This is a genomic window from Vulcanimicrobium alpinum (assembly GCF_027923555.1).
Taxonomy (GTDB): Bacteria; Vulcanimicrobiota; Vulcanimicrobiia; order Vulcanimicrobiales; family Vulcanimicrobiaceae; genus Vulcanimicrobium; species Vulcanimicrobium alpinum.
In genome coordinates this window covers 697,484-722,416 of record NZ_AP025523.1, presented here as the reverse complement: position 1 = coordinate 722,416, position 24,933 = coordinate 697,484, and the positions used below count along the sequence as shown (strand labels likewise).

The 24,933-nt window shown below is 67.3% G+C and carries 22 protein-coding genes; 11 read left to right on the top strand and 11 right to left on the bottom strand.

Annotation, left to right across the window (positions count from 1 at the left end):
- Nucleotides 1-115 precede the first annotated feature (115 nt).
- Nucleotides 116-1,876, top strand: coding sequence for an ABC transporter ATP-binding protein (locus WPS_RS03605; protein WP_317996489.1), 1,761 nt, complete (start codon nt 116-118; stop codon nt 1,874-1,876).
- Between the two features lie 8 nt (nt 1,877-1,884).
- Here WPS_RS03605 and WPS_RS03600 read toward each other — a convergent pair whose 3' ends face one another.
- Together WPS_RS03600 and WPS_RS03595 are read right to left on the bottom strand one after the other, a co-directional pair.
- A complete protein-coding gene (locus tag WPS_RS03600; protein WP_317996488.1) occupies nt 1,885-2,307 on the bottom strand; it encodes a metallopeptidase family protein in 423 nt (140 codons plus the stop codon).
- A gap of 76 nt (nt 2,308-2,383) precedes the next feature.
- Nucleotides 2,384-4,081, bottom strand: a complete 1,698-nt coding sequence (locus tag WPS_RS03595; protein ID WP_317996487.1) for a putative bifunctional diguanylate cyclase/phosphodiesterase — start codon at nt 4,079-4,081, stop codon at nt 2,384-2,386.
- 281 nt (nt 4,082-4,362) lie between these two features.
- On the opposite strand from WPS_RS03595, the gene WPS_RS03590 reads away from it, so the two are divergent.
- The 5 genes from WPS_RS03590 (at nt 4,363) to WPS_RS03570 (ending at nt 9,659) form a co-directional block, all read left to right on the top strand.
- Nucleotides 4,363-5,127 (top strand): CoA transferase subunit A, encoded by a 765-nt coding sequence (locus tag WPS_RS03590; RefSeq protein WP_317996486.1) that lies wholly within the window; start codon nt 4,363-4,365, stop codon nt 5,125-5,127.
- A 15-nt stretch (nt 5,128-5,142) separates the two neighbouring features.
- A complete protein-coding gene (locus tag WPS_RS03585) occupies nt 5,143-5,811 on the top strand; it encodes a CoA transferase subunit B (RefSeq protein WP_317996485.1) in 669 nt (222 codons plus the stop codon).
- A gap of 73 nt (nt 5,812-5,884) precedes the next feature.
- Complete coding sequence (locus tag WPS_RS03580) at nt 5,885-6,298, top strand: hypothetical protein (RefSeq protein ID WP_317996484.1); 414 nt, start codon at nt 5,885-5,887, stop codon at nt 6,296-6,298.
- A 213-nt stretch (nt 6,299-6,511) separates the two neighbouring features.
- Nucleotides 6,512-7,690 carry an acyl-CoA dehydrogenase gene (locus WPS_RS03575; protein WP_405054926.1) on the top strand — a complete coding sequence of 393 codons (1,179 nt, stop codon included), beginning with the start codon at nt 6,512-6,514 and terminating at the stop codon, nt 7,688-7,690.
- 25 nt (nt 7,691-7,715) lie between these two features.
- On the top strand, nt 7,716-9,659 hold the full coding sequence (locus WPS_RS03570) for a GAF domain-containing protein (RefSeq protein WP_317996482.1): 1,944 nt from the start codon (nt 7,716-7,718) through the stop codon (nt 9,657-9,659).
- 108 nt (nt 9,660-9,767) lie between these two features.
- On the opposite strand, the gene WPS_RS03565 is transcribed toward WPS_RS03570, so the two are convergent.
- The 4 genes from WPS_RS03565 to WPS_RS03550 form a co-directional block, all read right to left on the bottom strand.
- Nucleotides 9,768-10,577 (bottom strand): ABC transporter permease, encoded by an 810-nt coding sequence (locus tag WPS_RS03565; protein ID WP_317996481.1) that lies wholly within the window; start codon nt 10,575-10,577, stop codon nt 9,768-9,770.
- Nucleotides 10,577-11,380 (bottom strand): ABC transporter permease, encoded by an 804-nt coding sequence (locus WPS_RS03560; RefSeq protein ID WP_317996480.1) that lies wholly within the window; start codon nt 11,378-11,380, stop codon nt 10,577-10,579. Before WPS_RS03560 ends, WPS_RS03565 begins: the two co-directional genes overlap by 1 nt.
- The gene (locus WPS_RS03555; RefSeq protein WP_317996479.1) at nt 11,377-12,417 is read right to left on the bottom strand and encodes an ABC transporter ATP-binding protein; all 1,041 of its coding nucleotides are present in this window, start codon (nt 12,415-12,417) and stop codon (nt 11,377-11,379) included. Before WPS_RS03555 ends, WPS_RS03560 begins: the two co-directional genes overlap by 4 nt.
- Before the next feature lie 289 nt (nt 12,418-12,706).
- Nucleotides 12,707-13,135, bottom strand: coding sequence for an SRPBCC family protein (locus WPS_RS03550; RefSeq protein ID WP_317996478.1), 429 nt, complete (start codon nt 13,133-13,135; stop codon nt 12,707-12,709).
- Between the two features lie 50 nt (nt 13,136-13,185).
- Here WPS_RS03550 and WPS_RS03545 point away from each other — a divergent pair, with 50 nt between their 5' ends.
- Complete coding sequence (locus tag WPS_RS03545; RefSeq protein WP_317996477.1) at nt 13,186-13,692, top strand: hypothetical protein; 507 nt, start codon at nt 13,186-13,188, stop codon at nt 13,690-13,692.
- Here the strand turns inward: WPS_RS03545 and nth are convergent.
- Entirely contained in the window at nt 13,619-14,362 is a 744-nt protein-coding gene (gene nth / locus WPS_RS03540) for an endonuclease III (protein WP_405054925.1), read from the bottom strand. The two genes, WPS_RS03545 and nth, sit on opposite strands and share 74 nt — an antisense overlap.
- A 47-nt stretch (nt 14,363-14,409) precedes the next feature.
- Here nth and WPS_RS03535 point away from each other — a divergent pair, with 47 nt between their 5' ends.
- Nucleotides 14,410-15,006 (top strand): sulfite oxidase-like oxidoreductase, encoded by a 597-nt coding sequence (locus WPS_RS03535; protein WP_317996475.1) that lies wholly within the window; start codon nt 14,410-14,412, stop codon nt 15,004-15,006.
- A 72-nt stretch (nt 15,007-15,078) separates the two neighbouring features.
- On the opposite strand, the gene WPS_RS03530 is transcribed toward WPS_RS03535, so the two are convergent.
- The 3 genes from WPS_RS03530 to WPS_RS03520 all read right to left on the bottom strand — a co-directional run bounded on the left by WPS_RS03530 (nt 15,079) and on the right by WPS_RS03520 (nt 18,399).
- Nucleotides 15,079-15,966: a DUF4397 domain-containing protein gene (locus WPS_RS03530; protein WP_317996474.1), complete on the bottom strand. Its 888-nt coding sequence runs from the start codon at nt 15,964-15,966 to the stop codon at nt 15,079-15,081.
- A 79-nt stretch (nt 15,967-16,045) separates the two neighbouring features.
- Entirely contained in the window at nt 16,046-16,858 is an 813-nt protein-coding gene (locus tag WPS_RS03525) for an HhH-GPD family protein (RefSeq protein WP_317996473.1), read from the bottom strand.
- Nucleotides 16,859-16,953: 95 nt separating this feature from the next.
- On the bottom strand, nt 16,954-18,399 hold the full coding sequence (locus WPS_RS03520) for an aminotransferase-like domain-containing protein (RefSeq protein ID WP_317996472.1): 1,446 nt from the start codon (nt 18,397-18,399) through the stop codon (nt 16,954-16,956).
- A gap of 156 nt (nt 18,400-18,555) precedes the next feature.
- Here WPS_RS03520 and aceE point away from each other — a divergent pair, with 156 nt between their 5' ends.
- Both aceE and aceF read left to right on the top strand, forming a co-directional pair.
- Nucleotides 18,556-21,267, top strand: coding sequence for a pyruvate dehydrogenase (acetyl-transferring), homodimeric type (aceE, locus tag WPS_RS03515; RefSeq protein ID WP_317996471.1), 2,712 nt, complete (start codon nt 18,556-18,558; stop codon nt 21,265-21,267).
- Between the two features lie 5 nt (nt 21,268-21,272).
- The gene (gene aceF, locus WPS_RS03510; protein ID WP_317996470.1) at nt 21,273-22,955 is read left to right on the top strand and encodes a dihydrolipoyllysine-residue acetyltransferase; all 1,683 of its coding nucleotides are present in this window, start codon (nt 21,273-21,275) and stop codon (nt 22,953-22,955) included.
- 22 nt (nt 22,956-22,977) lie between these two features.
- Here the strand turns inward: aceF and WPS_RS03505 are convergent, their stop codons facing one another.
- A complete protein-coding gene (locus WPS_RS03505; protein WP_317996469.1) occupies nt 22,978-23,310 on the bottom strand; it encodes a hypothetical protein in 333 nt (110 codons plus the stop codon).
- Between the two features lie 143 nt (nt 23,311-23,453).
- Between WPS_RS03505 and WPS_RS03500 the strand changes: the two genes are divergently transcribed.
- Entirely contained in the window at nt 23,454-24,902 is a 1,449-nt protein-coding gene (locus tag WPS_RS03500) for an MFS transporter (protein ID WP_317996468.1), read from the top strand.
- Nucleotides 24,903-24,933 lie beyond the last annotated feature (31 nt).

The following is a 24,933-nucleotide window of genomic DNA, read 5'->3' as shown; positions in this document are numbered from 1 at the left end:
CCCGGCGCCGCGGCAGAACTTTCACAACCCGAACGGGTTCTAAGCACTGATGCTCGGCGGCGGCCCTCCCGTCCACATGATGTGGTCCAGCATGTACAGCCCGGATCGTCCGAAGGTGACGAGACGTGTCGAACTGCGCCGCATCCTGGCGTTCTTCCGGCCATATCTGGCGCAGGAGACGCTCGTTCTGGTCTGCATCCTCGTCGGCGCGCTGCTGGGGCTGCTGCCGCCGCTGTTCACCAAGTGGCTCATCGACGACGCGATCCCCGCGCACGACACCCACAGGCTTGCGCTCAACGTCGGCGGGATGGTCGCCACCGCCCTGGTGAGCGGCGTGATCGGCGTGTATCAAGGTTATCTCAACTCGGTGGTCGGCGAAGGGATCATGCGCGATATCCGCACGAGCCTCGTCAACCATCTCCACACGATGCCGCTCTCGTTCTTCACCTCGACGAAGACCGGCGAGATCATGAACCGCGTCTCGAGCGACGTCGACAACGTCGACAACGTCGTCACCGGCACGCTCGTCTCGATCGTCACCAACGTCTTCACGATGGTGACGACGGTCGTGACGATCTTCGTGCTCGACTGGCGGCTCGCGCTGCTCTCGCTCGCGATCATCCCGCTGATGATCCTGCCGCTCTCGCCGGTCGGCCGGCGGATGTACAACATCCGCAAGAAGACGCGCGAAAAACGCGACGAGATCGAGTCGATCACCCAGGAGACGCTTTCGATCTCCGGGATCACGCTGATCAAATCGTTCGTGCGCGAAGCGTTCGAACGATCGCGGTTCTACCGCGTCGGCACCGATCTGATGGGCCTTGAGATCCGGCTCGCGATGGTCGGCCGCTGGTTCATCGCGGCGATCACCGCGATGGTGGTGATCGGTCCGGCAATCGTCTGGTTCGCCGGCGGCTGGTTGGCGATCCAGGGCGAGCTGAAGGTCGGGACGATCGTCGCGTTCGTCGCGTATCTCGGCCGGCTCTACACACCCGCGTCGGCGCTCGCCGGCGTGCAGGTGCAGATCGTCTCCGCGTTCGCCGTGTTCGAGCGCATCTTCGAATATCTCGACATGACGCCCGAGGGCGCGGAACGCCCCAACGCCTCCGTGCTGCAGGCGGTGCGCGGCAACGTCGAGTTCGACGACGTGCACTTCTCCTACACGCCCGAACGCACCGCGCTCGACGGCGTCTCGTTCCGGATCGCGCCCGGTCAGATGGCGGCGTTCGTCGGGCCCTCCGGCGCCGGCAAGACGACGATCACCCAGCTCGTTCCGCGTTTCTACGATCCGCAGCAAGGTGCCGTGCGCGTCGACGGACACGACGTGCGCGACGTGACGCTGGCGAGCCTGCGCGAAAACGTCGGCATCGTCACGCAGGAAACGTACCTGTTCCACGACACGATCGCCGCGAATCTGCGCTATGCGCGCCCCGACGCGACCGATGCCGAGGTGATCGCGGCCGCGCGCGCCGCCAACATCCACGAGTTCGTCGCCTCGCTTCCCGACGGCTACGAGACGATCGTCGGCGAACGGGGCCACAAGCTCTCCGGCGGCGAGCGCCAGCGGCTCGCGATCGCGCGCGTCCTGCTCAAAAACCCGCGCATCCTCATCCTCGACGAAGCGACCAGCGCGCTCGACTCAGCGAACGAAGCGGCGATCCAAGCCGCGCTCGTCCCGCTGATGGAAGGACGCACCAGCCTCGTCATCGCGCATCGCCTCTCGACGATCCTCGACGCCGACGTCATCTTCGTCGTCGAAGGCGGCCGTATCGTCGAACACGGCTCGCACGACGAACTCCTGGCGCGCGACGGCGCCTACGCCCAGCTCTACTGGAAGCAGTTTCGCGACCGCGCGGTCGAAGCAATTCCCTCCTGACGCTGCCGTCAGTACGGCATGTCGTCGTGATCGAGCCCGAAGTAGTGGCCGAGCTCGTGCATCACGGTCTCGCGCACCTCGCGGACGGCTTCGCCGCGCGTGCGAGCGATGCGGCCGATCGGCCCTGAGAAGATCGCGATCTCGTCGGGGACGAGCGGAACGTCGCCGTTGCCGCGATCGGTGAGCGCGACGCCGCGGTAAATCCCGAGAATCTCGGCGTCCGCCTCGCCTTCACCGTCGTCGGCGAGGCTCTCGAGGTCGTCGTCGTTGGGTTCGTCCTCGATCACGATCACGATGTTCTCAAGCATCGCTGCGAAACGTGCGGGAAGCGTTGCCAGCGCGTCGTCGACGACGCGCGCGAAGTCGTCGCTCGAGAGGCGGCGGCGCGCGGCATAGCGCCGGCGCATCACGCGATACCGGGACGGCGACATTCCACGCTCACGCGTGGAGAGTACGTCCTCGTGTCACCGATGCGATTCCAGGCAAGCGGCGGACGCCGCCGGGACGTTACCAGCCCACCGCGGCCTGGGTGGCGTTCGACCACTTCAGCCAATCGGCGAAATCGGGGCTCGTCATCGGCTGCGCGAGGAAATAGCCCTGCAGCTGCCCGACGCCGTTTTCCGAGAGCCAGCACGCCTGCTCGCGGCTCTCCACGCCGTCGGCGATCGGTTCGACGCCCAGCGCCTGCGCGACCGAGATCGCCGCGCGCGCCACCCGCTCGTAGCGCGGATCGTAGGCGGCGCTCTGCGTGATGCGGCGGCCGATCTTGAGAAAATCGAGCGGCAGGAGCGCGAGCGATTCGAGCGACATCGGGTGCGAGCCGAAGCCGTCGAGCCCGACGACGGCGCCCTTTGCGCGCAGGCGCCGCAGGAAGGCGATCGCCGCATCGGGATCGTTTTGCGCGAGCGCTTCGCTGACTTCGATCGCGATGCTGCGCCCGCCCGGCGAAAACTCGCTCAGAATGCGCTCGAGTTCGAGGCAGATCGACTCTTCGGTCGTTCCGATGTTCACGTGCAGGCGCAGTTCGGGGAGTTCGGCGTGCATGGTGCGCAGCGTGCGCTCGACCGCGCCGATCATCCAGTTGTCGATCGTCGGTGCGAGCGTAGGTCCGCCGGCCTCCAGAAACGTCCGCGGTGCGAGCCAGCCGCGCGAGGGATGCCGCCATCGCACCAGCGCTTCGGCGCCGACGACGCGCAGCGTCGCCGATTCGACGATCGGCTGCCAGCAGACGAGGAAGTCGCGATCGCCGTCGACGGTGAGCAGACGCTCGCGCATCTCGCGGCGCGCGCGGAGTTCCTGGCCGACGCCGTCACGGTACCAGCAGACGGCGCGGCCTCCGCTCTGCTTCGCTGCGTACATCGCCTCGTCGGCATGCTGCAGCAACACGTCGGGCGAGCCGCCGTCTTGCGGATACACGGAGATCCCGATGCTGGCGCGGACTTCCCGCACCAGCCCGTCCTCTTCGATCCTGAGGTGAATCCGTTCGAGGAAACGCTGCGCCGCCTCGGCCATCTCCGCTTCGTTGTCGACGACGCCCAGGACGGCGACGAATTCGTCGCCGCCGATGCGCCCCACCAGATCGCCCCGCCGCACGGCTTCGCGCATCTGCTGTGCGGCCTCGATCAGCGCCTTGTCGCCGCGCGCGTGCCCGAACGTGTCGTTCACCGCCTTGAATCCGTCGAGGTCGATGAAAATCACGCCGACCCGCGAGTTGATGCGTTCGGCGGCGTGCATCGCGTCGTCGAGATAGCGCAGCGTCGCCGAACGCGACGGCAAGCCGGTGAGCGGATCGATGCCGATCTCGCGCGGCGCGACCGTTTCGTCGCGCACGAGGAGCCGCGCGCACGCGGTCGCTACCGCGTGGCAGATATCCGGGCGCGATCGCTGCCCGCGCGCCCAGCGCACCGCCAGCACGTAGGGCGGGTTGACGGCGAGGTGCGCGATGTAGAACTCGTCGGAGGTCGTCTCCTGTTGGAGGGAACGGCACGCGATCCGCGCGAGCGCTTTGGCATCTTCTTCGTGCTCGGCGTCGGCCGGCGCGGCGGCGACGGTCTCGCCGTCAGGCCCGCAGACCACGGCCAGATCGCCGCCGGCAAGCGGCAACGCGGCAGACAGGACGACCCGCATCAGCTCTGCCTGCGGCCGGCTCGACTCGATCGCCGCATCGAATAAGTCGACGAGATGCGCGATCTGGGGATCGTCCACGTTCAAGGAGTTCAGGCCTCGTTCAACGCCGGCGACGGTGCGACAAACCACAGCGCGAGTGAACGCTGCAAGCCGCCCAGGCAGCCTGCGGCGACGCTGAGACGGGGCAACTTATCGAACGCATGCCTTGTGACCTGCGTCATACCCATCCCTTACCCTTGTCTCACGAACAAGCCCACTCCCGCTCGCTTGGGTCCTGCTTCGTAAGGATGGTGTAAGCTCCCGGTCGGTCCCTGCGTCTGCGGGACCTGGCATCCCGGCCGTAGCATTCTCGCGCCGGTATGGACAAAACCGTCACGTCCTGCTCGGAGGCCGTCCGCGACGTTCCGAGCGGAGCCTCTCTTGCCGTCGGCGGATTCGGCCTGAACGGGATTCCGCACCACCTGATCCAGGCACTCCTGGAGCAGGGGGCAACCGACCTCGCGACGGTCTCGAACAACTGCGGCGTCGACGGATGGGGGCTCGGCGTCCTCCTGGACGCCAAGCGGATCCGGCGGACCACCGGTTCGTACGTCGGCGAAAACAAAGAGTTCGAGCGGCAGTACCTGACCGGCGAACTCGAGGTCGAGCTGGTGCCGCAGGGGACGCTGGCCGAACGGCTCCGGGCCGGCGGCTGCGGGATCCCGGCGTTTTATACCCCCGCCGGCGTCGGGACCCAGGTCGCCGACGGCGGTCTCCCCTGGCGCTACGCGCCGGATGGATCGGTCCTCGTCGCCTCGCCGCCGAAGCCGACGGGGACGTTCGGCGGCCGCGAGTACGTCCTCGAGGAGGGGATCGTGACCGACTACGCGCTCGTGCGCGCCAGCGTCGGCGACCGTCACGGCAACCTCGTCTTCCACAAGGCGACGCGCAACTTCAACCTCGTCTGCGCGATGGCCGGAAAGATCACGATCGCCGAAGTGGAGCAGCTCGTCGAACCCGGCGCGATCGATCCGGAGGACGTGCACTTGCCGGGAATCTTCGTGCAGCGCATCGTCGAGGTCGGGGCGGCCGGCAAACGCATCGAACGCGTCACCACCCGCTCGCGCGCTGCCGCTTCGAACTAGCAAAGGATCATCGACGTGGCGCTCTCACGCACCCAACTCGCCGCCCGCGTTGCGCAGGAACTGCGCGACGGTCAGTATGTGAACCTCGGGATCGGCCTGCCGACGCTCATCCCGAATTACGTCCCCGAGGGCGTCACCGTCGTCCTCGAGAGCGAGAACGGAATCCTCGGGATGGGACCATATCCGTACGAAGGCGAGCAGGATCCCGACTTGATCAACGCCGGCAAGGAGACCGTCACGATGCTCCCCGGCGGGTCGTTCTTCGATTCGTCGCTCTCGTTCGGGATGATCCGCGGCGGGCACATCGACGTCGCGGTCCTCGGCGCGATGCAGGTCTCGCAGACGGGCGATCTCGCGAACTGGATGATCCCCGGCAAGATGGTCAAAGGGATGGGCGGCGCGATGGACCTCGTTCACGGCGCCAAGCGCGTCATCGTGATGATGGAGCACACCGCGAAAGGCGGCGTGCACAAGATCCTCACCGCATGCGATCTCCCGCTGACCGGACGCGGCGTGGTGAATCAGATCTTTACCGACCTCGCGGTCATCGACGTGACGCCCGACGGCCTGTTTCTCCGCGAGCTCGCGCCCGGGGTCACCCTCGACGAGGTCCGCGCGGCGACCGGCGCGCCGCTTCACGCCGCGGGCACGCTTGCGGAGATGCGCATCCCGGCCGGCGTCTAGGAAAAGCCTCCAGGTCCCTCTCGTAAGGCAAGCGAACGCTCACGGAAACTTAATTCGCGAGTGGAGGTCCACAATGAAGATCTCTTTCTTCTTGGCCCTTTTCGTTTTGTCGCTCTCCCATTCAACGCTCGTGGCGGACGCGGCGCCCTCGACGGCACCAGGCGCGGGGTCCCTCCCGCCCGGCATGACGCCGGCCATGATGAAGATGATCATGACTCCCGCGGGTCCCGCGCACCCGAAAGGCATGCCGCCCGGCTTTCGACCGTTCGTCGGTTGTATTCCGACGATGGGCTACCACTATTACAATCCGAAGATCGGCCTGACGGGCCCCTTGTACGGCTGGTACAACGGTAAGCTGGTGTTTACCGAATGGATGCCGTCACCGCGACAATTGAAAACGACGCTATACGACGATATTCTGCGGCCGCTCCCGGGCTATCGGATCGATCACGTGGACATTTGGCCGACCACCGGGCATCCGGGATGATGTATCCGCATTATGATATCCACGCCTGGTACGTGCCGCACGCCGAACACATGAAATACTGCAATCCGTCCGGCAAGCGTCCGAAGTTCATGATCGAACCTCTGCCGTAGCGCGGTGCCCTGACCGGCAGCCGCGCCGCGGCATCACGGAATGTCGACGCCTGCGCGGGCCTCCCCGAGGCTCGGCCCGCGCCGCGTCGAACCACTCCGGGCTATGTCGATCGCACCGCCGGCCACCGCGACCTCCGACGTCGAGGAGATGATCCTCGACACCGTCCGTCAGCTCGTGAAGGAGCGCGTCGAACCGCGCGCCGCCGAGATCGACGAGAAGGGCGAGTTCCCGTGGGACATCAAGGAACTCTTCGCGCAAAACGATTTGCTGGGGATCCCGTTCCCTGAAGAATACGGCGGGCTCGGCGGCTCGTTCGTCACCTACGTGAAGGTCGTCGAGGAAGTCGCGAAAGCGTGCGCGTCGTCGTCGCTGATCATCGCCGTGCAGGAACTCGGCGCGCTGCCGATCCTCATCGGCGGCACCGACGAACAGAAGCGCCGCTGGATCCCCGATCTCGCGAGCGGGAAGAAGATCGCCGCCTATGCGCTCACCGAACCGGGGTCGGGTTCCGACGCCGCGGGATCGATGCGCACGAAAGCGCGCCGCGACGGCGACGACTACGTCCTCGACGGAACGAAGATCTGGATTACGCAGGGCAGCGTCGCCGACGTGACCACGGTCTTCGCGGTCACCGATCCGGCGAAGGGTCCCAACGGCATCAGCGCGTTCGTGCTCGAGAAGGGGACGCCGGGATTCACCGTCGGCAAGCTCGAGAAGAAAATGGGGATCCGCGGATCTCCGACGGTCGAACTGAGTTTCGAGAACTGCCGCGTTCCCGCCGCGAATATGCTCGGCGCCGAAGGCGAAGGGTTCAAGATCGCGATGAAGGTGCTCGACAAGTCGCGTCCCGGGATCGCCGCGCAGGCGCTCGGCATCGCGCAGGGCGCGCTCGACTACGCGACCGAGTACACGAAACAGCGCGTCGCGTTCGGCAAACCGATCTCGCAGCAGCAAGGCTTGCAGTTCATGCTCGCCGACATGAAGACCGAAGTCGAAGCCGCGCGCCTGCTGCTCTATGAAGCGGCGAGCAAGTGCGACGAGAACGCGCCCGATGTCACCACCTGGGCGGCGATGGCGAAGCTCAAGTGCGGCGACACCGCGATGAGCGTGACCGTCGACGCGGTGCAGCTTCTGGGCGGGTACGGCTATTCGACCGAGTATCCGGTCGAACGGATGATGCGCGACGCGAAGATCACCCAGATCTACGAGGGGACGCAGCAGATCCAGCGGCTGGTCATCGCCCGCTCGATGGTCGGCAAGTGGAGCCCGCCGAAGCCGTAAGCGGTTTCGGGTACGACGCGATAGCGTGAATCCGAACGACCCGACGCTCCCGAACATCTCGCTCAACCGCTTCGAGCGGCAGCGGATGATCGTCGTCGGGATCATCGTCGCGATCGCGCTCGCGCGCGTCGTTCCGGACTTCGTGCGCGTCGTCTATCCGCGCCACGTCTTCGCGTACACCACCAACGCCGACGGCGTCGTGGTCAAGGTACCGCCGCGCGCGCTCGCGACCACCGCGCCGACGCCGGCGCCGAAGCACACCGCCGCGCCGCAGAAGGCGAAGCCGCGCGGACGGCTCGTCTCCGGCCTGCAGTTCCTGCAGAATGCCCTGCGCGGACGCCCCCGGGCGCAGCCCGCCGGCGACGCGATCGAGATCGGTGACCGTGTGCGCATCGACCGCATCCGCCCGTTCGATCGCAAACCGGGTTTGGCGGGCTTCGGCTACACGTACGACAACCCGGTGCGCTACCTGCCGATCGAGCGCGCGGGGAGCGAACGCGTGCTGCACCTCGTCTCGACCGACGAACAGTTCGCCGTACGCTTCCTCGACATGCTGCACATCGGGCTGTACATGCTCGCGCTCGGACTGGGGGCGATTCTTTTCCTCGTGAAGCCCGGGATCGCGACGGCCGCGTTTTTCGGCTTTTGCCTCGCCGGCGTCGACGCACCGTCGACGTACCTCGCTGCGGTCATCCCCAATCCGTGGCGGCCGCTGCCGGGGATCGTCGGCGATCTCTTGCACGGCGCCGCACTCCCGTCACTGCTGCTCTTCGCCTTCTGCCTCATCGACGGCGACGAGGACGCGCCGCGCGAGCGGCTCTTCGCCTGGATCGCGGCCGTGACCGCCGTCGGCCTGGGTGCGCTCGCGGCGACGATCGGGTGGCGCGAGCACTACGCCGGGCTGCCGGCCGAACACTTCGCCGTCCTGCTGCGCGACAGCGGGACGGCGCTCGACGTGCTCATCGCGATCGCGCTCGCCGTCGCGTTCGTGCGCGGCAGCCTCAACGACCGTCACCGCATCGGCTGGATCATCGCCTCCTTCGCGTTCGCCGTCGGCTGCGCGTGGCTCTCGAACACGCTCTTTCCCGCCGGCCGCATCCCGGCGTGGTTCAACAGCATCCTCGTCTCGGCATCGATCGTCCCGATCGTCACGGTCTGGATCGCCGTCGTTCGTCATCAGTTCTTCAACGTGGACTTCGTCGTGAGCCGCGCGGTCGTGTACGCCGCACTCACCGCCGGCGTGATCGGCACGATCTCCGTCACCGAAGAGATCGGGACGTACCTGTTTTATCAGAACACCGACCTCGCGTACGGCATCCTCATCGCGATCTCGATCGGGATCGGCGCGATGACCGGAAAGCTGAAAGAACTGCTCGACCACATCGTCGACCGGTTCATCTTCCGCGACCGGCGCGCGCAGCGCGAGGCGCTCGAATTCATCGCCGGATACATCCTCGACGCCGAGAGCGTCGACGACGTGTACCGCGCGCTGCTCGAGGATGCTCCCCACGCGCTGAAGCTCGCGTTCGGCGGCCTCCTCGCGCGGCAGCGGGACGGGAGCTACCGTCTCGCGGCGTCGTCCGGCTGGCCCGAGGGCCTTACGCTCTCGCTCGGACCGAGCGACGAACTCACCCTTGCGATCGTGCGCACGCGCGGCGCGCTGAGCTTCACCGGCCGCGACACGCGGCTGATCCAGGAGTCGTTCCCCAACGAGCGGCTGGCCTTCGTCGCGCCGATCTTCTACGACCGCGAGGTCAGCGGGATCATCGTGTACGGCCACAACGTGAGCGGCCTCGACCTGGACCCGGAGGAACGCGAACAGCTCATTCGCGTCGTCGCGCACGCGTCGATCGCGCTCAACGCGATCGAGCTGGCAAAGTATCGCGCCGAATCCGTCGGCGTCGACGTCAGTTCGGTCGCCGCCGAAACGCTCCCGGCGCCGACGATGCCGCTCCCCGGCACCGGCTGAACCCCGTCACGCCGAGCTTGTCGAAGCGCAGCCGCACTCGTCGCGTGCGAAGCGGCACGTTCTCCTTCGTGCGCGTTCGAGACTGCGCTTCGACAAGCTCAGCGTGACTTAGTGGCCCACGCCCTGATAGCGGCTGAGGCCGAAGCGCCAGAACAGATAGGCGGCGGCGACGAAGAGCACGCCGATCAGCGGGGTGAGCACGCCGACGATCGCGGGCAGCGCCAGCGCCTCGTCGGGCTTGTGCAGAAAATACGCCGCCGGAAAATAGTTCATGAACGCAAACGGGAAGACGAACGTGAGGACGATCTGCACGCCGCGCGCGTAGATGCTGATCGGATACCGGGTGAATTCTTGTTCGAGCTGCATCACGATCCAGCGCAGCGCATCGACCTTGACGAACCAGAACGCCGCCGTCGAGATCATCAGGTTGAGCCCCAGGTCGATCAGCGCGCCGCCCACCACGATTGCCGGCACCAACAGAACGAACGCGAGGTCGACGTGCACCCCGCTGTAGATCGTCGCCGCGATGAACGTGAAGAGTGCGAGCAGCAGCTCGTCGGGGAAGACCTGGCCCGGCGTCGCGATCGCCTGGAACAGCGTGTCGAGCGGACGGACCAGCAGCCGGTCGAACTCGCCGTCCCGGATGTGATCGGGGACGTCGCCGACCGTCGAGAAGAACGTGTTGTGGAGCGCGTGCGCGACCATCCAGAGTGCGTAGAGGAACGCCATGTCGCGAAAGCTCCAGCCGTTCATCGACGGGAAGCGCGAAAGGATGATCCACAGCGACGCGATCGCGGTGCCGTGATAGATGAACGTGAACGCGAACCAGATCAGGAAATTCTCGCGGTACTCCAGCGTGGTGAGGATGTTGATCCGCCAGTACTGCAGGTAAACGTTCGCCATCCGCCGCGCGCGCATCAGCCGCCCTGCACCACGACGCGCCGCGCGCCGGCCCGCCACATGACCGCCGAGATCCCGGCCAGCACGACGACCCACAGGGCCTGCGTGCCGATCGCCTCGGCATACCGCTCGGGCGGGATCTGTCCGACGAAGATCAGCAGCGGGGTCGAAAACATCGCCGCGAACGGCAGCGCGTACGCGAAGGGCTGGAGGAAGGCCGGGAAGAGCACGAGCGGTATCAGTTCGCCGCCGAGCAGATCGGTCAGCCACGTGACGATGAGCTGCACGGCGTGGATCTCGAGCGTCCAGAACGCAGTGCAGTTCAGAATGAAATTGATGAACAGACCAACCAGATAGCCGAGGCCGAAGCTCAGGAAGAACGCGCCCAGCGCAAGCGGGCCGGGAACGACGATGTGCACCAGCAGCACGGCGATCAGCAGCGACGGGATCAGCAGCACCGCATGGAACAGCACCTCGCCGGTGCCGTCGGCGAAGAAGTAAAGCGAAACGACGATCGGCTTCATGAAGTCGGTCGCGATGCTGCCGTCGTGCAGCTTGTCGTGCAGCGCGCGCGTCTGGTCGATGTCCATCACGATTCCCATCAGCAGCGCGACGGTGGAATAGGTGATGATCGCCTGCAGGGAGAGCTCGGAGGGAGCGGCGTTGCGCGCGTAGAGCGCGGTCCACACCATCTTGAGCAGGTAGATGCGGACCGCAAACGACGCGACGGTCGTGAAGACGTCGAAGCGGTAGGTCGCCTCGCGCATCAGCGCCTTCTTCGCGAACTCGACGTACGGTTCGAGCCGCATCAGTTTGCTCACGTCGCGCTCCAGACAGCGTGGGCCGGATAGCCTTCCTGGTAGATCCGGCGCACGATCGAGTCGATATCCGGCTCGATGATCGACACGTCGGAGATCGGATAGCGCTCCATCACCCGGCGGATCACCGCCTCCGCGCTGAGCAGGCGCCGGTCGAACCGCAGCCGCACGACGGTCCCCTCGCGGCTTTCGATCTCGGTGCCGGGCACCTCGACCGTCTCGATGTTCTCGACGAAGGTGACGACGAGCGTCCGGTGCGTGCCGAACTCGGTGCGCAGCTGTTCGAGCGCGCCGTCGAAGATCACCCGGCCCTCGTCGATCAGGATGATCCGCCGAGTCAGGCGCTCGACGTCGGCGAGGTCGTGCGTCGTCAAGATCACCGTCGTGCCGCGCTCGCGATTGACCGTCGTGATGAACGTGCGGATCGCTTCTTTCGCCACCACGTCCAGACCGATCGTCGGTTCGTCGAGGTAGACGATCTTCGGATCGTGCAGCATCGCCGCGGCGAAATCGCCGCGCATCCGCTCGCCGAGCGAAAGCTGGCGCACCGGCGTGTCCATGAAGCGTTCGAGGTCGAGGATCGCAGAGAAGTGGGCGAGGTTCTGCCGGAAGCGGTCGCGCGGCACGTCGTAGATCGCGCGCAGCAGTTCGAACGATTCGCGCAGCGGCAGATCCCAATACAGTTGGCTGCGCTGCCCGAACACGACGCCGATGTTCTCGGCGTTGTCGGAGCGGCGTTCGTACGGCACGACGCCCGCGACGCGAATGACGCCGGACGTCGGCACGAGGATGCCGGTGAGCATCTTGATCGTCGTCGATTTGCCGGCGCCGTTGGGACCCAGGTAGCCGACGAGTTCGCCCGGCTCGAGGGCGAAGTTCACGTCATCCACCGCGACCTTGTCCTCGTACTCGCGCGAGAACAACGCCGCGACCGCGCCGGCGATACCCGGCCTCCGCACGATCCGGCGAAACACTTTGCGAACGCTCTGGGCCTCGATGATCGGCATCGCTACCAGCGCCTTTCCGTCGCCGAGGGGCACGCAGCCTTTACGCGGCGGGCAGGGAGGGGGTCGGGCGAAGCGGAACTCGCGTGAACCGGCTCACGTTGCCGGTGCAGACCCGGTGCTTTTCGGATCGGGTCGAGTCTGACTAGGCAAGGGGGTGAGTGAATAATCATGGCAGCAAAGAAGAAAGTCGCGAAGAAGAAACCGGCGAAGAAGGGCGGCAAGAAGTAAGCCCCTTCCGACACCACCGGAATCGGAAATTCTCAGTCATCATTCATATCGAATCCTCATGAAGCGCGGCCGGCAACGACCGCGCTTTTCGTTTTCACGCCGGCGCGGCGGCGCGGGCGGCAAGCCGCTCGAGGTTCGCCGGCATCGCGTCGGCGATCCGTTCAGCACGTTTGCGCAGCAGCGGGGCGGCGAACGGGCCGCCGATCCCGATCGTCTGCACGATCGCCGTCTGCGCGCCCTCCGGGCGCAGTTCGTAGCGAAACTCGAGCGTCGCGAGCGGTCCGAACGTCACGGCGAAGGCAAGTAGATGCGGCGGGAGCGCCGCGGCGATGCGAAACGCCGTCTGCGGGGCGCCCTTCGGCTTCATCGTGAGCAGCGTCCCCGGCGCGAGCGGGCCTTCGATCTCGATCCACTGGACGCCGGCGTTCCACTGCGACCAGCGGCGGCCGTCGGTCAGCACGGCCCACACCCGCTCCGGCGGGGCGGAGGAGACGGCCTGAGCGCTTCGCTCCCACGTCAGCACCGGGGGGCGTTCTCCCCGCGCACCCGGAACCTCGATCAACGCAACCTCTGATGAACGACAGCGAACACGACCAGAATCCCATCGTCGCAATGGCGCAGAGGCTCCGCGCCCGGCGCGATCTCGGAGCCGCAATCGATTCGGCGACGGCCAACCCGGCCCCCGGTCGCGGCGACGACGCGGCCGCGCGGTTCGAGGCGCTGACCGCGATCCTTGAGACCGGCGCGAAGCGGCTGAACTCGATCCTGGGCCGCCGCAACGGCGTGACGATCGTGCGGCTGCGCGCGCCCGAGCGTCTGCGCCTGCGCTTCCGCGAGAAGCGGATCGCGCTCGACCTCGACGAGCCGCGACAGCTCGTGGTGATCGCCGGCGAAGGCTTCGACGGCGAGTATCAATTTCTCGAGAGCGATGTGCCGGCGCTGATGAACCTCTCAAAGTTCTCGACCGACGCGGGCTACCGCGACGCGCTCACCGGCTCGGAGCTGCTCAAGACGATCGCCGCCGACGTGGAGCTGCCGCGGCCGGCTCACCTCGACGGCTCCGGCCCGCTGCAGTTTTAGCCACCTTCTCCTTCGCGCAGCGCGCCACGATCGGCCGCGACGGACACATCGTCACCGGGCACCGCGCGCACAGCGGCGTCGGGGCCTTGCAGATCTCGCGGCCGTGCAGGATCAGCCAGTGGTGCGCGTGGCGCCACTTCTCCCGCGGCACGAGCGCCGTGACGTCGTCCTCGACGCCGCGCGGCGTCGTCGCCAGTGTCAGCCCGAGCCGACGTGAAACGCGAAAGACGTGCGTGTCGACGGCGAACGCGGCCTCCTCGAAGGCGACCGACATGACGACGTTGGCGGTCTTGCGCCCGACGCCGGGGAGCGCTTCGAGCGCGGCGCGGTCGCTCGGCACCGCGCCGCCGTGCTCGCCGACGAGCCCCTGCGCCGCGGCGATGATGTTCTTCGCCTTCGTCCGGAAGAAGCCACACGACTTGATGATTCGTTCGACGTCGGACCGGTCGGCGCGCGCCAGCGCCGCAGCATCGGGATACGCGGCGAAGAGCCCCGGCGTGATCATGTTGACGCGCGCGTCCGTGCACTGCGCGCTCAGGATGACGGCGATGAGCAGTTCGAACGGCGTCGTGTACGCGAGCGCGGTCACCGCGTGCGGATACGTGCGCTCCAGAATCGCGAGCTCCTCGGCCGCGACCGCGCGCGTGACTTTCCGTTTGGGAAACGGGATCGACACGGGGCGGAACCTTCGGGCCCGCCCGGAGAATCCTATCTTCCATGCCGTTCCTCAAACAGAAAGACCCGACGGTGCCGCCGGGGCAGACCGTCACCGACGGGTTCCCGGTCCTGCATGTGGGCGACGTCCCGCCGATCGATCCGAAGACGTGGCGACTGCGCGTCTTCGGCGCCGTCGAAAACCCCTTCGAACTCACGTGGGACGAGCTGCGCGCGATGCCCGCGTCGGAGTATCGCGGCGACATCCACTGCGTCACGCGCTGGACCAAGAAAAACACCTACTGGGTGGGCGTGAAGTTCTCCGAGATCGTCGCGCGCGCCAAACCGCTCGCAGAAGCGAAGTACGTGATCCAGCACGCGGACAACGACTACACGACGAACCTGCCGCTCGCGGTGATGCTCGACGACGACGTGCTGGTCGCGTACGAGTTCGACGGGCAGCCGGTCGAGCCGATCCACGGCGGTCCGGTGCGGATGCTCGTTCCGAAGAAGTATTTCTGGAAGAGCGCCAAGTGGCTGCACGGCCTCGAGTTCAAAGACCGCGACGAAAAGGGCTTCTGGGAAGTCCGCGGATACAACAACGACGCCGATCCGTGGAAAGAGGAACGCTACGCCGACCTCCCCGCGTGGTTCGGCTGAAGCAGAACGCCGACGACGAGAAAGGCCGGTCGCGCATGCGACCGGCCTTCTTCTTTTGCTGCTCGGTGCTCGTCAGTGCGAGTCGTACACGCCGATCAGCGCGACGCCGCCGGTGCAGCGCTCGCCCGGTGCGGGGAGCGTGGCGCCGGTGCAGTCGATCGCGTAGATCGACGCGCCCGCGTAGCCGCTGGGAAGGGTGAACGTGTTGCTCGCCGAGTTCGGCTGCGTTGCGCTGCCCGGCAACGTGATCGCACCGGCGTCGAGCGTGGTGATCGCCGCGCCGCCCGACGGCGGCCCGACCGCGAACGAGACGTTCGAGGTGCTGCTCAGCGTCGCCGGCGCGATCACGGTGTACGTCGGCGCCGTGCCGCCGACGGCCTGCGTTCCGTACGTCGCCGTGCCGGCGACGCTGAACGTCGCGCCCGGCAGCGCCGCCGCTGTTGCGACGCCGTACGTCACCGTCTGCGATCCCAGTGCGACCGTCGCAGCCGGCGACGCGTGATGGAACCGGTACTGGTTGGACGCTGTGTAGTTCGGGTCTTGGAAGATCACGCAGTTCGGCGACGTGCTCGTTTTCACGATGACGATCGAATAGTTCGTGTTGTTCGCGAACTGCGGTACCGGACACGAGAGGAATTGGGTCGCGCCGGTCGACGGCGCGCCGCCGCCGGCTTTCTGCACGATGACGCTGCCGGCGACGTTGGGCAGGGTGAGAAAATCGCTCGCGATCCCGAACGGCACATTCGACGCCAGCGGGCTCGACGGCGCCGCGCTGCCGTTAGACTGGAAGTAGATGTCGACGTTGCCTGCGCCCGGCGCGCCGTGCACGAAGCGGACGTTGGCCTGCTGTCCGGCCGTACCGCCGCCGCCGCCGATGACGCCGATGGAGCCGCCGCTGCACGCCGAGATCAGCAGTGCCGCCGGCACCGCGACCAGCGCGGTAAGTCGCGTAAACTTCATTTCGTGTTTCCCTGTACTGCGTTGGAGTGTCGTGAACGAGCGTTGTCATACCCGCATGTCACGACGATGTAAACGCGAATCAACGCAGACGCAGCGACGATTCGTCTTTCGCAACGATGCCGTCGCGCACGAGCGCGTTTACGACGTCGGGTATTTCATGCAGCCGGTCGGCGGGAACGATCGCGGCGAGATCGTGCGTCAATGCGTCCAGTTGGAGCGACTCTCGCCCCGGTACGTCGCGCAAGCGGTCGATGATTCGCCCGCGCAGGTAACGCGTCGTGCGCTCGAACGGGATCGCGTTCTGCGGAGGTTTCCGCTCTCCGTGCGCGCGCGCCGCGGCCGCCAGCTGCGCGGCGTCGATCGGCGCTGCCGCGCACTCGTCGCGCAGCGGACAGATCAGACATTTCGGCGCGCGTGCGCCGCACAGCGCGGCGCCCAGATCCATCATCGCCGAGTTCCAATCGTGCGCTTCGCCGGGCGGGATGCTCGCGACGGCGAGCGACCGCAGTGCCGGCTCGGCCGCCGCCGCCGGATACTCGAGCCCCACCATCACGCGGTGCACGACGCGCAGGATGTTGACGTCGACGGCCGCGTCGTCGAGTTCGAACGCGAACGCGCGCAGCGCTGCGGCCGTGTATGCGCCGATCCCCGGCAGCGCACGCAGCGCCTCGGTCTCGCGGGGGAGTTCGCCGCCGTGGCGCTCCATGACGACGCGCGCGAGCGCATGCAGGCGCGTCGCGCGGCTGTTATACCCGAGCCCGCGCCACGCGCGCACGACGTCGCCCGCGTCGGCTGCCGCCAGCGCCGCCAGCGTCGGAAAGCGTGCGAGAAACGCTTCGTAGAGCGGGATGACCCGCTCGACCTGCGTCTGCTGGAGCATCGCTTCGCTCACCAGGACGCGATAGGGGTCGCGCGTCGTCCGCCACGGCAGATGCGTGCGCCCGAACCGCGCGTACCATGCCAGCAGTTCGGCGGAAGGAAACGCTCTCAGCGCGCGGCCTCGCCGATGCGGCGGATCCCCTCCGCGATCGCGCCGCGCGCAACCGGCGTGAGCGCGACGCGGAAGTTGTGGTCGCCGCCCGATTGCGCGAAGAACGCCTCGCCGAACAGGAACGACGCGCCGGCGCGCTCGGCCGATGCGAGCAGCACGCGCGCGCGAAGTTCCCGCGGTGCCGTTCCCCAGAGATAGTAGCCGTCGCCGTTGGCGACGCGCATCGTCGGCGGCCACCAGCGCTCGATCGCCTCCCGCGCGATCGCGCGGCGCTGCAGCAGTTCTTCCCGCAAGGCGTCGATGTGCGCGTCGTAGCCGGTTTCCAGATAGTCGCGCACGCCGGCTTGAATGTACATCGACGAGGCCATGTCGTACGATTGTTTGCGCAGCAGCAAACGCTCGTAGATCGTGCGCGGCGCGACGAGCCAGCCGAGCCGCAGCGACGGCGCGATCGTCTTCGAGAACGACGACAGATAGAGCACGTACTCGGCGTCGCGCGCGAGCAGCGGCGGGACCGGCGAGTCGGCGAGTTCGCCGTACGGATCGTCCTCGACGATCGGGACGCCATAGCGGCGCGCGAGCGTGACGAGCCGGGTTCGCCGGTCGTCGTTCATCGTCGCGCCGGTCGGATTGTGGATCGACGGCATCGTGTAGATGAAGCGCGGCCGGCGCGTGCGCAGGATCGCCTCGACGTGATCGACGCGCATCCCGTCCTCGTCGACCGGGACGGAGATCGCCCGCAGCCCGGCGATCTGAAAGATCTGCAGCGCGCCGGGATACGTCGGCGCCTCGACGACGATCTCGTCGCCCGGCTCCGCCAGCGACTGCGCGACCAGCGTGATCCCTTGCGTCGATCCCGTCAGCATCAGGACGTCGCGCGGATCGACCGGACAGCCGCGCCCGCGCATTCGCACGGCGATCGCTTCGCGCAGCGGTGCGTAGCCTTCGCTGTCGCCGTAGGTCAGAACGTAGTTTACGTCGCCGCCGACTCGCGCGAACGAGCGCGAGAGGTCGGCGAGCGGCGAGGGCTCCGCCGGCGGAACGCCCTGCACGAACGCGATCAACCCGCCATGCTCGCTCGCCGCGAGTTCGCCCAGTACCGCCGGGAACTGACCGACGCGCCACGGTGGCAGCGTCACCCACCACGGCACCCCGCTGGTACGGTCGGGCCGGCCGCCGCCGCCGAGCGCGGCGACCCGCGATCCCGACCCGACCCGCTGCTCGATGAGCCCGTCGGCGGCGAGGTCGCGGTAGGCATGGACCACCGTCGAACGGTTCACGGAGAGGCGTTCGGCGAGCGAGCGCTCTGGCGGCAAGCGCGTCCCCTCCGGCAGGGCGCCTGCCAGGATCAGTTCCCGCAGCCGCTCGTACATCTGACGGTAGATCGGGACGATGCTGCCGCGGTCGAGCTCCAGCGCGAGTTCCGACCAACCCGTCCGCATGTGAGGTCCATTCTGCGATCGGCCCGATCCAATCCCGCCTCCGTGACCGAAAATACGGAACATTGGATGGCTTCCCCGGCAGATTGGGGCGCGCCAGGGGATGGCCGACGCGATACGATAACCGACGACCACTTCGCGCGCCGCACCGGAGCCGCCATGATCGACACGCCGCTGCCACCCGTTTCCGCCGCCGACGGCGCCTCGAGCGCCCCGGCCGCACGTCCGGATCCCGACGAGACGCGCGAATGGCTCGACGCGCTCGACGGCGTGATCGAGACCGAAGGGGCCGGCCGGGCAAGCGAACTGGTCCGCGCCCTCGTCGAGCGCGCTGCGACGCGCGGCGTCCGCACCCCGGCGGCGCAGACGACGCCGTACGTCAACACGATCGCTGCATTCCAGCAGGGGCACTTCCCCGGCGACCACGACATCGAAGAGCGCCTGCGCCACTACGTGCGCTGGAACGCGATGGCGATGGTCGTGCGCGCCAACCGCGACCACAGCGAACTCGGCGGTCACGTCGCGACGTTCTCGTCGGCGGCGACGCTCTACGACATCGGCTTCAACCATTTCTGGCGCGGCCCCAACCACGCGAGCGGCGGCGATCTGGTCTACTTCCAAGGGCATTCGTCACCGGGCGTCTACGCGCGCGCCTTCCTTGAAGGACGCATCAGCGAAGAGCAGGTCGAGAACTTCCGCCGTGAGGTCGACGGCAAAGGCGTGCCGTCGTATCCGCATCCGTGGCTGATGCCGGACTTCTGGCAGTTCGCGACCGTCTCGATGGGACTGGGTCCGCTGCAGGCGGTCTATCAAGCGCGCTACATGCGCTACATGCGCGACCGCGGCTTCATCGATCCCGCCGACCGCAAGGTGTGGGGCTTTCTCGGTGACGGCGAGATCGACGAACCCGAAACACTCGCCGGGCTGGCGATCGCGGCGCGCGAGAAGCTCGACAACCTGATCTTCGTCGTCAACTGCAATCTGCAGCGGCTCGACGGTCCGGTACGCGGCAACGGCAAGGTGATCCAAGAACTCGAAGGGATCTTCCGCGGCGCGGGCTGGAACGTCATCAAGACGATCTGGGGCTCGAAGTGGGATCCGCTGCTCGAAGCCGACGGCACCGGGATGCTCGTGAAGCTGATGGGCGAAACGCTCGACGGCGACTATCAGACATATAAGTCGCGCGACGGAGCGTACGTGCGCGAACACTTCTTCGGCCGCTATCCCGAGACGCGTGCACTCGTCGAGCGGATGAGCGACGACGAAGTGTGGGCGCTCAATCGCGGCGGCCACGACCCGGTGAAAGTCTACGCCGCGTACAAAGCGGCGACCGAACACCGAGGCGCTCCGACGGTCATCCTCGCGAAGACGATCAAAGGCTACGGAATGGGCTCGGCCGGCGAGGGCATGAACATCGCGCACCAGCAAAAGAAGCTGATGCTCGAGCAGCTGCGCTTCTTCCGCGACCGCTTCTCGATCCCGATCTCCGACAAGGATCTCGAGAACGTCCCGCTGATCAAGCCCGCGCCGGACAGCCGCGAGGCCGAGTACCTGCGCGAACGCGTCGCGAAACTCGGCTCGGTGCCGACGCGCCGCCGCAACGTCGAAGCGCCGCTGGCGGTGCCGCAGCGCGACGCCTTCGCCGCCCTGCACGAGTCGACCGGCGAACGCGAGATCTCGACGACGATGGCGTTCGTGCGCACGCTCTCGACGATCTTGCGCGACAAAACGGTCGGCCCGCGCGTCGTCCCGATCGTCGCCGACGAATCGCGCACGTTCGGGATGGAAGGGATGTTCCGCCAGCTCGGGATCTATTCGGCGGTCGGGCAGCTGTACCGTCCGCAAGACGCAGACCAATTGATGTGGTACCGCGAGGACAAAGCCGGTCAGATTCTGCAGGAAGGGATCAGCGAAGCCGGCGCGATGTGCTCGTGGATCGCGTCGGGGACGTCGTACTCGACCAACGGCGTGCAGACGCTCCCGTTCTACATCTTCTACTCGATGTTCGGGTTCCAGCGCATCGGCGACTTCGCGTGGGCGGCGGGCGACATGCGCACGCGCGGCTTCCTGCTCGGCGGCACCTCGGGGCGCACCACGCTCAACGGCGAGGGGCTGCAGCACGAAGACGGCCACGCGCACCTGTTCGCAGCGTCGATTCCGAACTGCATGCCGTACGATCCGACGTTCGGCTATGAAGTCGCGACGATCGTGCAGGACGGCGTGCGCCGGATGCTCGCCGAACAGGAAGACGTCTACTACTATCTCTCGCTGCTCAACGAGAACTACCAGCACCCCGCGATGCCCGCCGGCGCCGAGGACGGGATCTTGCGCGGGATGTATCTGCTGCGCGACGGCGGTGCGCAGGGCAAAGGTCAGCCGCGCGTGCAGCTGATGGGCTCGGGTGCGATCCTGCGCGAAGTGATCGCCGCGGGCGACTTGCTGCGCGACGACTTCGGCGTGGTCGCCGACGTGTGGAGCTGCACCAGCTTCACCATGCTGCATCGCGACGGCGAGTCGGCGGCGCGCTGGAACCTGCTCCACCCGACCGAGGAGCCGCGCCGCGCGTTCGTTTCGCAGCAGCTCGACGGACATGCGGGGCCGGTGATCGCCGCGACCGACTATGTGAAGACGTTCGCGGAGCAGATCCGCCCGTTCGTCGAGCGGCGCTTCCACGCGCTGGGCACCGACGGTTTCGGGCGCAGCGACACCCGCAAGCAGCTGCGATCGTTCTTCGAAGTCGACCGGCGCTGGATCGCGCTGGCGGCGCTCAAGACGCTCGCCGATGAAGGGACGATCGATCGCGCGAAGGTCGCCGATGCGATCGCGCGATACGGCATCGATCCCGCCAAGCCCGAGCCGACGACGGTCTGATCGCGATGGCACAGGTAGAGCTCGCGGTCCCTGATCTCGGCGGCTTCGACGACGTTCCGGTCATCGAAGTCCTGGTGCGTCCCGGCGATACGATCGCCAAAGACGCGCCGCTGGTCACGCTCGAATCCGACAAGGCGACGATGGAGGTTCCGGCGTCGTCCGCGGGCGTGGTGAAAGACGTGCGCGTCAAGGTCGGCGACAAGGTCTCGCAAGGCTCGGTGCTGGTGACGGTCGAGGCCGACGCACCGGTCGCGGCGGCGGCTGCGACGGTCGATGCCGTGAAGAGCGACCCGGTGGGGATCGTCGCCGCAGAGGCGAGCGCCGCCGAGGAGGCCGGGGTGCGCGGCGTGCCGGCGATCGCGACGAACGATGCGCCCGTCGATCTCGTGGTCCCCGACATCGGCGACTTCAGCGACATCCCGATCATCGAAGTGCTCGTGCGTCCCGGCGAGACGATCGCGAAAGACGCGCCGCTGGTCACGCTCGAGTCCGACAAAGCGACGATGGAAGTCCCGGCGGCCTCCGGCGGCGTCGTGAGCGACGTGCTCGTGCACGTCGGCGACAAAGTCTCGAAGGGGACCGTGATCGCGCGGCTGGCGGCCACCGACGGGTCCGCGCTTCGACAAGCTCAGCGTGACACCGCGGCCCCCGTCAGCCTGAGCTTGTCGAAGGCCGGCCCCCAGGCTGCTTCATCGAACGGCACCGGCGCCGCAACACCGATCGCATCGGGCGGAACCGCAGCCCCGCCCACGCCCGCGGCGTCGCCGGGGCCGGTGGGACCCGTGCACGCCTCGCCGGCGATCCGGCGCTTCGCGCGCGAACTCGGCGTCGATCTCTCGCGCGTCCGCGGCAGCGGCCCCAACGGCCGCATCACCCGCGACGACGTGCAGGCCTTCGTCAAGCAGACGCTTGCGGCGCGTCCCGCCGCGGCCCCGTCCGCGCCGGCAGGCACCGGACTCGGCCTGAACCTGCCGCCGTGGCCGCAGATCGACTTCGCGAAGTTCGGTCCGGTCGAACGCGTCGCGCTCTCGCGCATCCAGAAGATCAGCGGCCCGGTGCTGGCGCGCAACTGGGTGATGATCCCGCATGTCACGCAGAACGACGACGCCGACGTCACCGACCTCGAAGCGTTCCGCAAGCAAATCAACGGCGAACGCAAGGACGTCAAGGTGACGATGCTGGCGTTTCTGATCAAGGCCGTCGTCGCTGCGCTCAAGCGCTACCCGCAGTTCAACAGCTCGCTCGACGGCGACGAACTCGTGCTCAAACGCTACTACAACATCGGCTTTGCGGCGGATACCCCGAACGGGCTCGTCGTCCCGGTGATCAAGGGCGCCGACACGAAGGGCGTCGTCGAGATCGCGCGCGAGACGTCGGAACTCGCGGCGAAGGCGCGCGACGGCAAGCTCGGGCCGGCCGACATGAGCGGCGCAACATTCACGATCTCATCGCTCGGCTCGATCGGCGGCACGACGTTCACGCCGATCATCAATGCTCCGGAAGTCGCGATTCTCGGCGCCTGCAAAGCCGAGATCCGCCCCGTATGGGACGGTGCCGCATTCGAGCCGCGTTTGATCCAGCCGCTCTCGCTCTCGTACGATCACCGCGTGATCGACGGCGCGAACGCGGCGCGTTTCGTCGTCGAACTCAAAGCAACGCTCGCCGACCTCCGTCGAACGCTGCTCTGATCGCCCGCCGCGCGAACGGGGGCTAACCGCCGCCGGTGACCACGCTGAACGTCTCGGCGTACCATTTCGCGAAGGCGGCGTTGGCCTGCTCGACCGTGAGCGCGTGCGAAAGGTCCGGGCCGTTCACGAGCCTTCCGTCTTTCATCGTGACCGCGACCGGTTTGCAGATCATCGGCTTCTGACCGGCCATCATCATGGCGTTCGGTTTCTCCGACCCTGCGGCGACGCGGCAGACCATCGTCGCCATCGCGCCGTGCGCCGCCATCGCGTGGCCCGCCATCGCGTCGTCGGCCGACGCGATCCCCGGGATCAGCGCGGCCGCGGCGACCGCCGCCGTCATCAACATCGTTCTCATCGTCTCCCCTTTTCGTGTGAGGACGTCTTCGTCCGAATTCCAGCCTAGGCGAAGCGACGCGACCAGGCGGTAAGGGGCCTTACGATTTCGCCGGGACCGGTTTGGGTACGACGCCCGGGTCCGTTCGCGCAGCCGGGGGAACGTTGGCCGGGACCGCCGAGACCATCACGACGAACATCCCGCTCCGCCTCGATCGCCTGCCCTGGGCGCGCTGGCATTGGATGGTCGTCATCGCGCTGGGGATCACGTGGATCCTCGACGGGCTCGAGGTGACGATCGTCGGCACGATCGGTCCGACGCTCACCAGCAGCGCGGGACTCTCGCTCTCCGACACGCAGGCCAGCTACGCCGGCTCGTTCTACATCGTCGGCGCCTGCATCGGGGCGCTGGGATTCGGCTACCTCACCGATCGCTTCGGCCGCAAGAAACTCTTCCTCATCACACTCACCTGGTATTTGGTGTGCACGCTGCTCACCGCGTTCTCGTGGGACTTCTGGAGCTTCGTGCTCTTCCGGATGCTCGCGGGCGCGGGGATCGGCGGCGAATACAGCGCCGTCAACTCCGCGATCGACGAGCTGATCCCCGCGAAACGGCGCGGGATCGCCGACATCGCGATCAACGGGTCGTGGTGGATCGGAACGCTGATGGGCGCGGTGCTGTCGATCCCGCTTCTGAACGGCCGCTTCATCGCGCCGTCGCTCGGCTGGCGGCTGGCGTTCGGCCTCGGCGCGGTGCTCGCATTCGCGGTCCTGTTCGTGCGCCGCGGGATACCGGAGAGCCCGCGCTGGCTGCTCACGCACGGACGGCACGACGAGGCCGAACGGATCGCGTCCTCGATCGAGCACGAGATCGTGCACGAAACCGGTGCGGCACTTCCCGATCCGGGAAGCGGGACGCTCGAGTTCGACGCGTCGCGCCATCGCGGCGTCTTCGTCGACGCGGCGCGGACGATGGTGCGCGCCTATCCGCGGCGGACGGTGCTCGTCCTCGCGCTGATGATCACGCAGGCGTTCCTCTACAACGCCGTGTTCTTCACCCAAGGACTCAGGCTGACGACGTTCTTCGGCGTGAAGCCAGGGGACGTCGGCCTCTTCACGATCCCGTTCGCGATCGGCAACTTCCTCGGGGCGCTGGTCCTGGGACACTTCTTCGACACGATCGGCAGCAAACGGATGATCGCGGGCTGTTACATCGTCAGCGGCGCGCTGCTGCTGCTCGTCACCTACCTCTTCCTGCACGGGATGCGCGATGCGACGCAGCTGACGCTCTGGTTCGCGACGATGTTCTTCTTCGCGAGCGCCGGCGCCAGCGCGGCCTATCTGACGACCAGCGAGATCTTTCCGCTGGAGATCCGCGCCGCGGCGATCGCCGTCGTCTACGCCGTCGGGTTGCTGATCGGCGGCGCGGTGGCGCCGCCGATCTACGGCCATCTCATCGGAACCAAGGAGCCGTCGGCGCTCGCGCTGGCCTGGTCCGTCGGCGCGGTGCTGATGATCGCCGGCGGCATCGTCGAGATCGTACTCGGCGTCGACGCGGAGAACAAGCCGCTCGAGGAGGTTGCCTCGCCCCTGACGCAGGTTCCGGCGTGTTAGCGAACGCCGACGCGCGGGAAAGGCGACAAGG

Excerpts from the sequence above, each read along its gene's own strand:
- WPS_RS03505 (WP_317996469.1), bottom strand. The coding sequence starts at position 23,310 with ATGAGAACGATGTTGATGACGGCGGCGGTCGCCGCGGCCGCGCTGATC.
- WPS_RS03600 (WP_317996488.1), bottom strand. The coding sequence starts at position 2,307 with ATGTCGCCGTCCCGGTATCGCGTGATGCGCCGGCGCTATGCCGCGCGC.
- WPS_RS03565 (WP_317996481.1), bottom strand. The coding sequence starts at position 10,577 with ATGCGCGCGCGGCGGATGGCGAACGTTTACCTGCAGTACTGGCGGATC.
- aceE (WP_317996471.1), top strand. The coding sequence starts at position 18,556 with ATGATCGACACGCCGCTGCCACCCGTTTCCGCCGCCGACGGCGCCTCG.
- WPS_RS03590 (WP_317996486.1), top strand. The coding sequence starts at position 4,363 with ATGGACAAAACCGTCACGTCCTGCTCGGAGGCCGTCCGCGACGTTCCG.
- aceF (WP_317996470.1), top strand. The coding sequence starts at position 21,273 with ATGGCACAGGTAGAGCTCGCGGTCCCTGATCTCGGCGGCTTCGACGAC.
- WPS_RS03545 (WP_317996477.1), top strand. The coding sequence starts at position 13,186 with ATGAACGACAGCGAACACGACCAGAATCCCATCGTCGCAATGGCGCAG.
- WPS_RS03580 (WP_317996484.1), top strand. The coding sequence starts at position 5,885 with ATGAAGATCTCTTTCTTCTTGGCCCTTTTCGTTTTGTCGCTCTCCCAT.
- WPS_RS03535 (WP_317996475.1), top strand. The coding sequence starts at position 14,410 with ATGCCGTTCCTCAAACAGAAAGACCCGACGGTGCCGCCGGGGCAGACC.
- WPS_RS03520 (WP_317996472.1), bottom strand. The coding sequence starts at position 18,399 with ATGCGGACGGGTTGGTCGGAACTCGCGCTGGAGCTCGACCGCGGCAGC.
- WPS_RS03530 (WP_317996474.1), bottom strand. The coding sequence starts at position 15,966 with ATGAAGTTTACGCGACTTACCGCGCTGGTCGCGGTGCCGGCGGCACTG.
- WPS_RS03575 (WP_405054926.1), top strand. The coding sequence starts at position 6,512 with ATGTCGATCGCACCGCCGGCCACCGCGACCTCCGACGTCGAGGAGATG.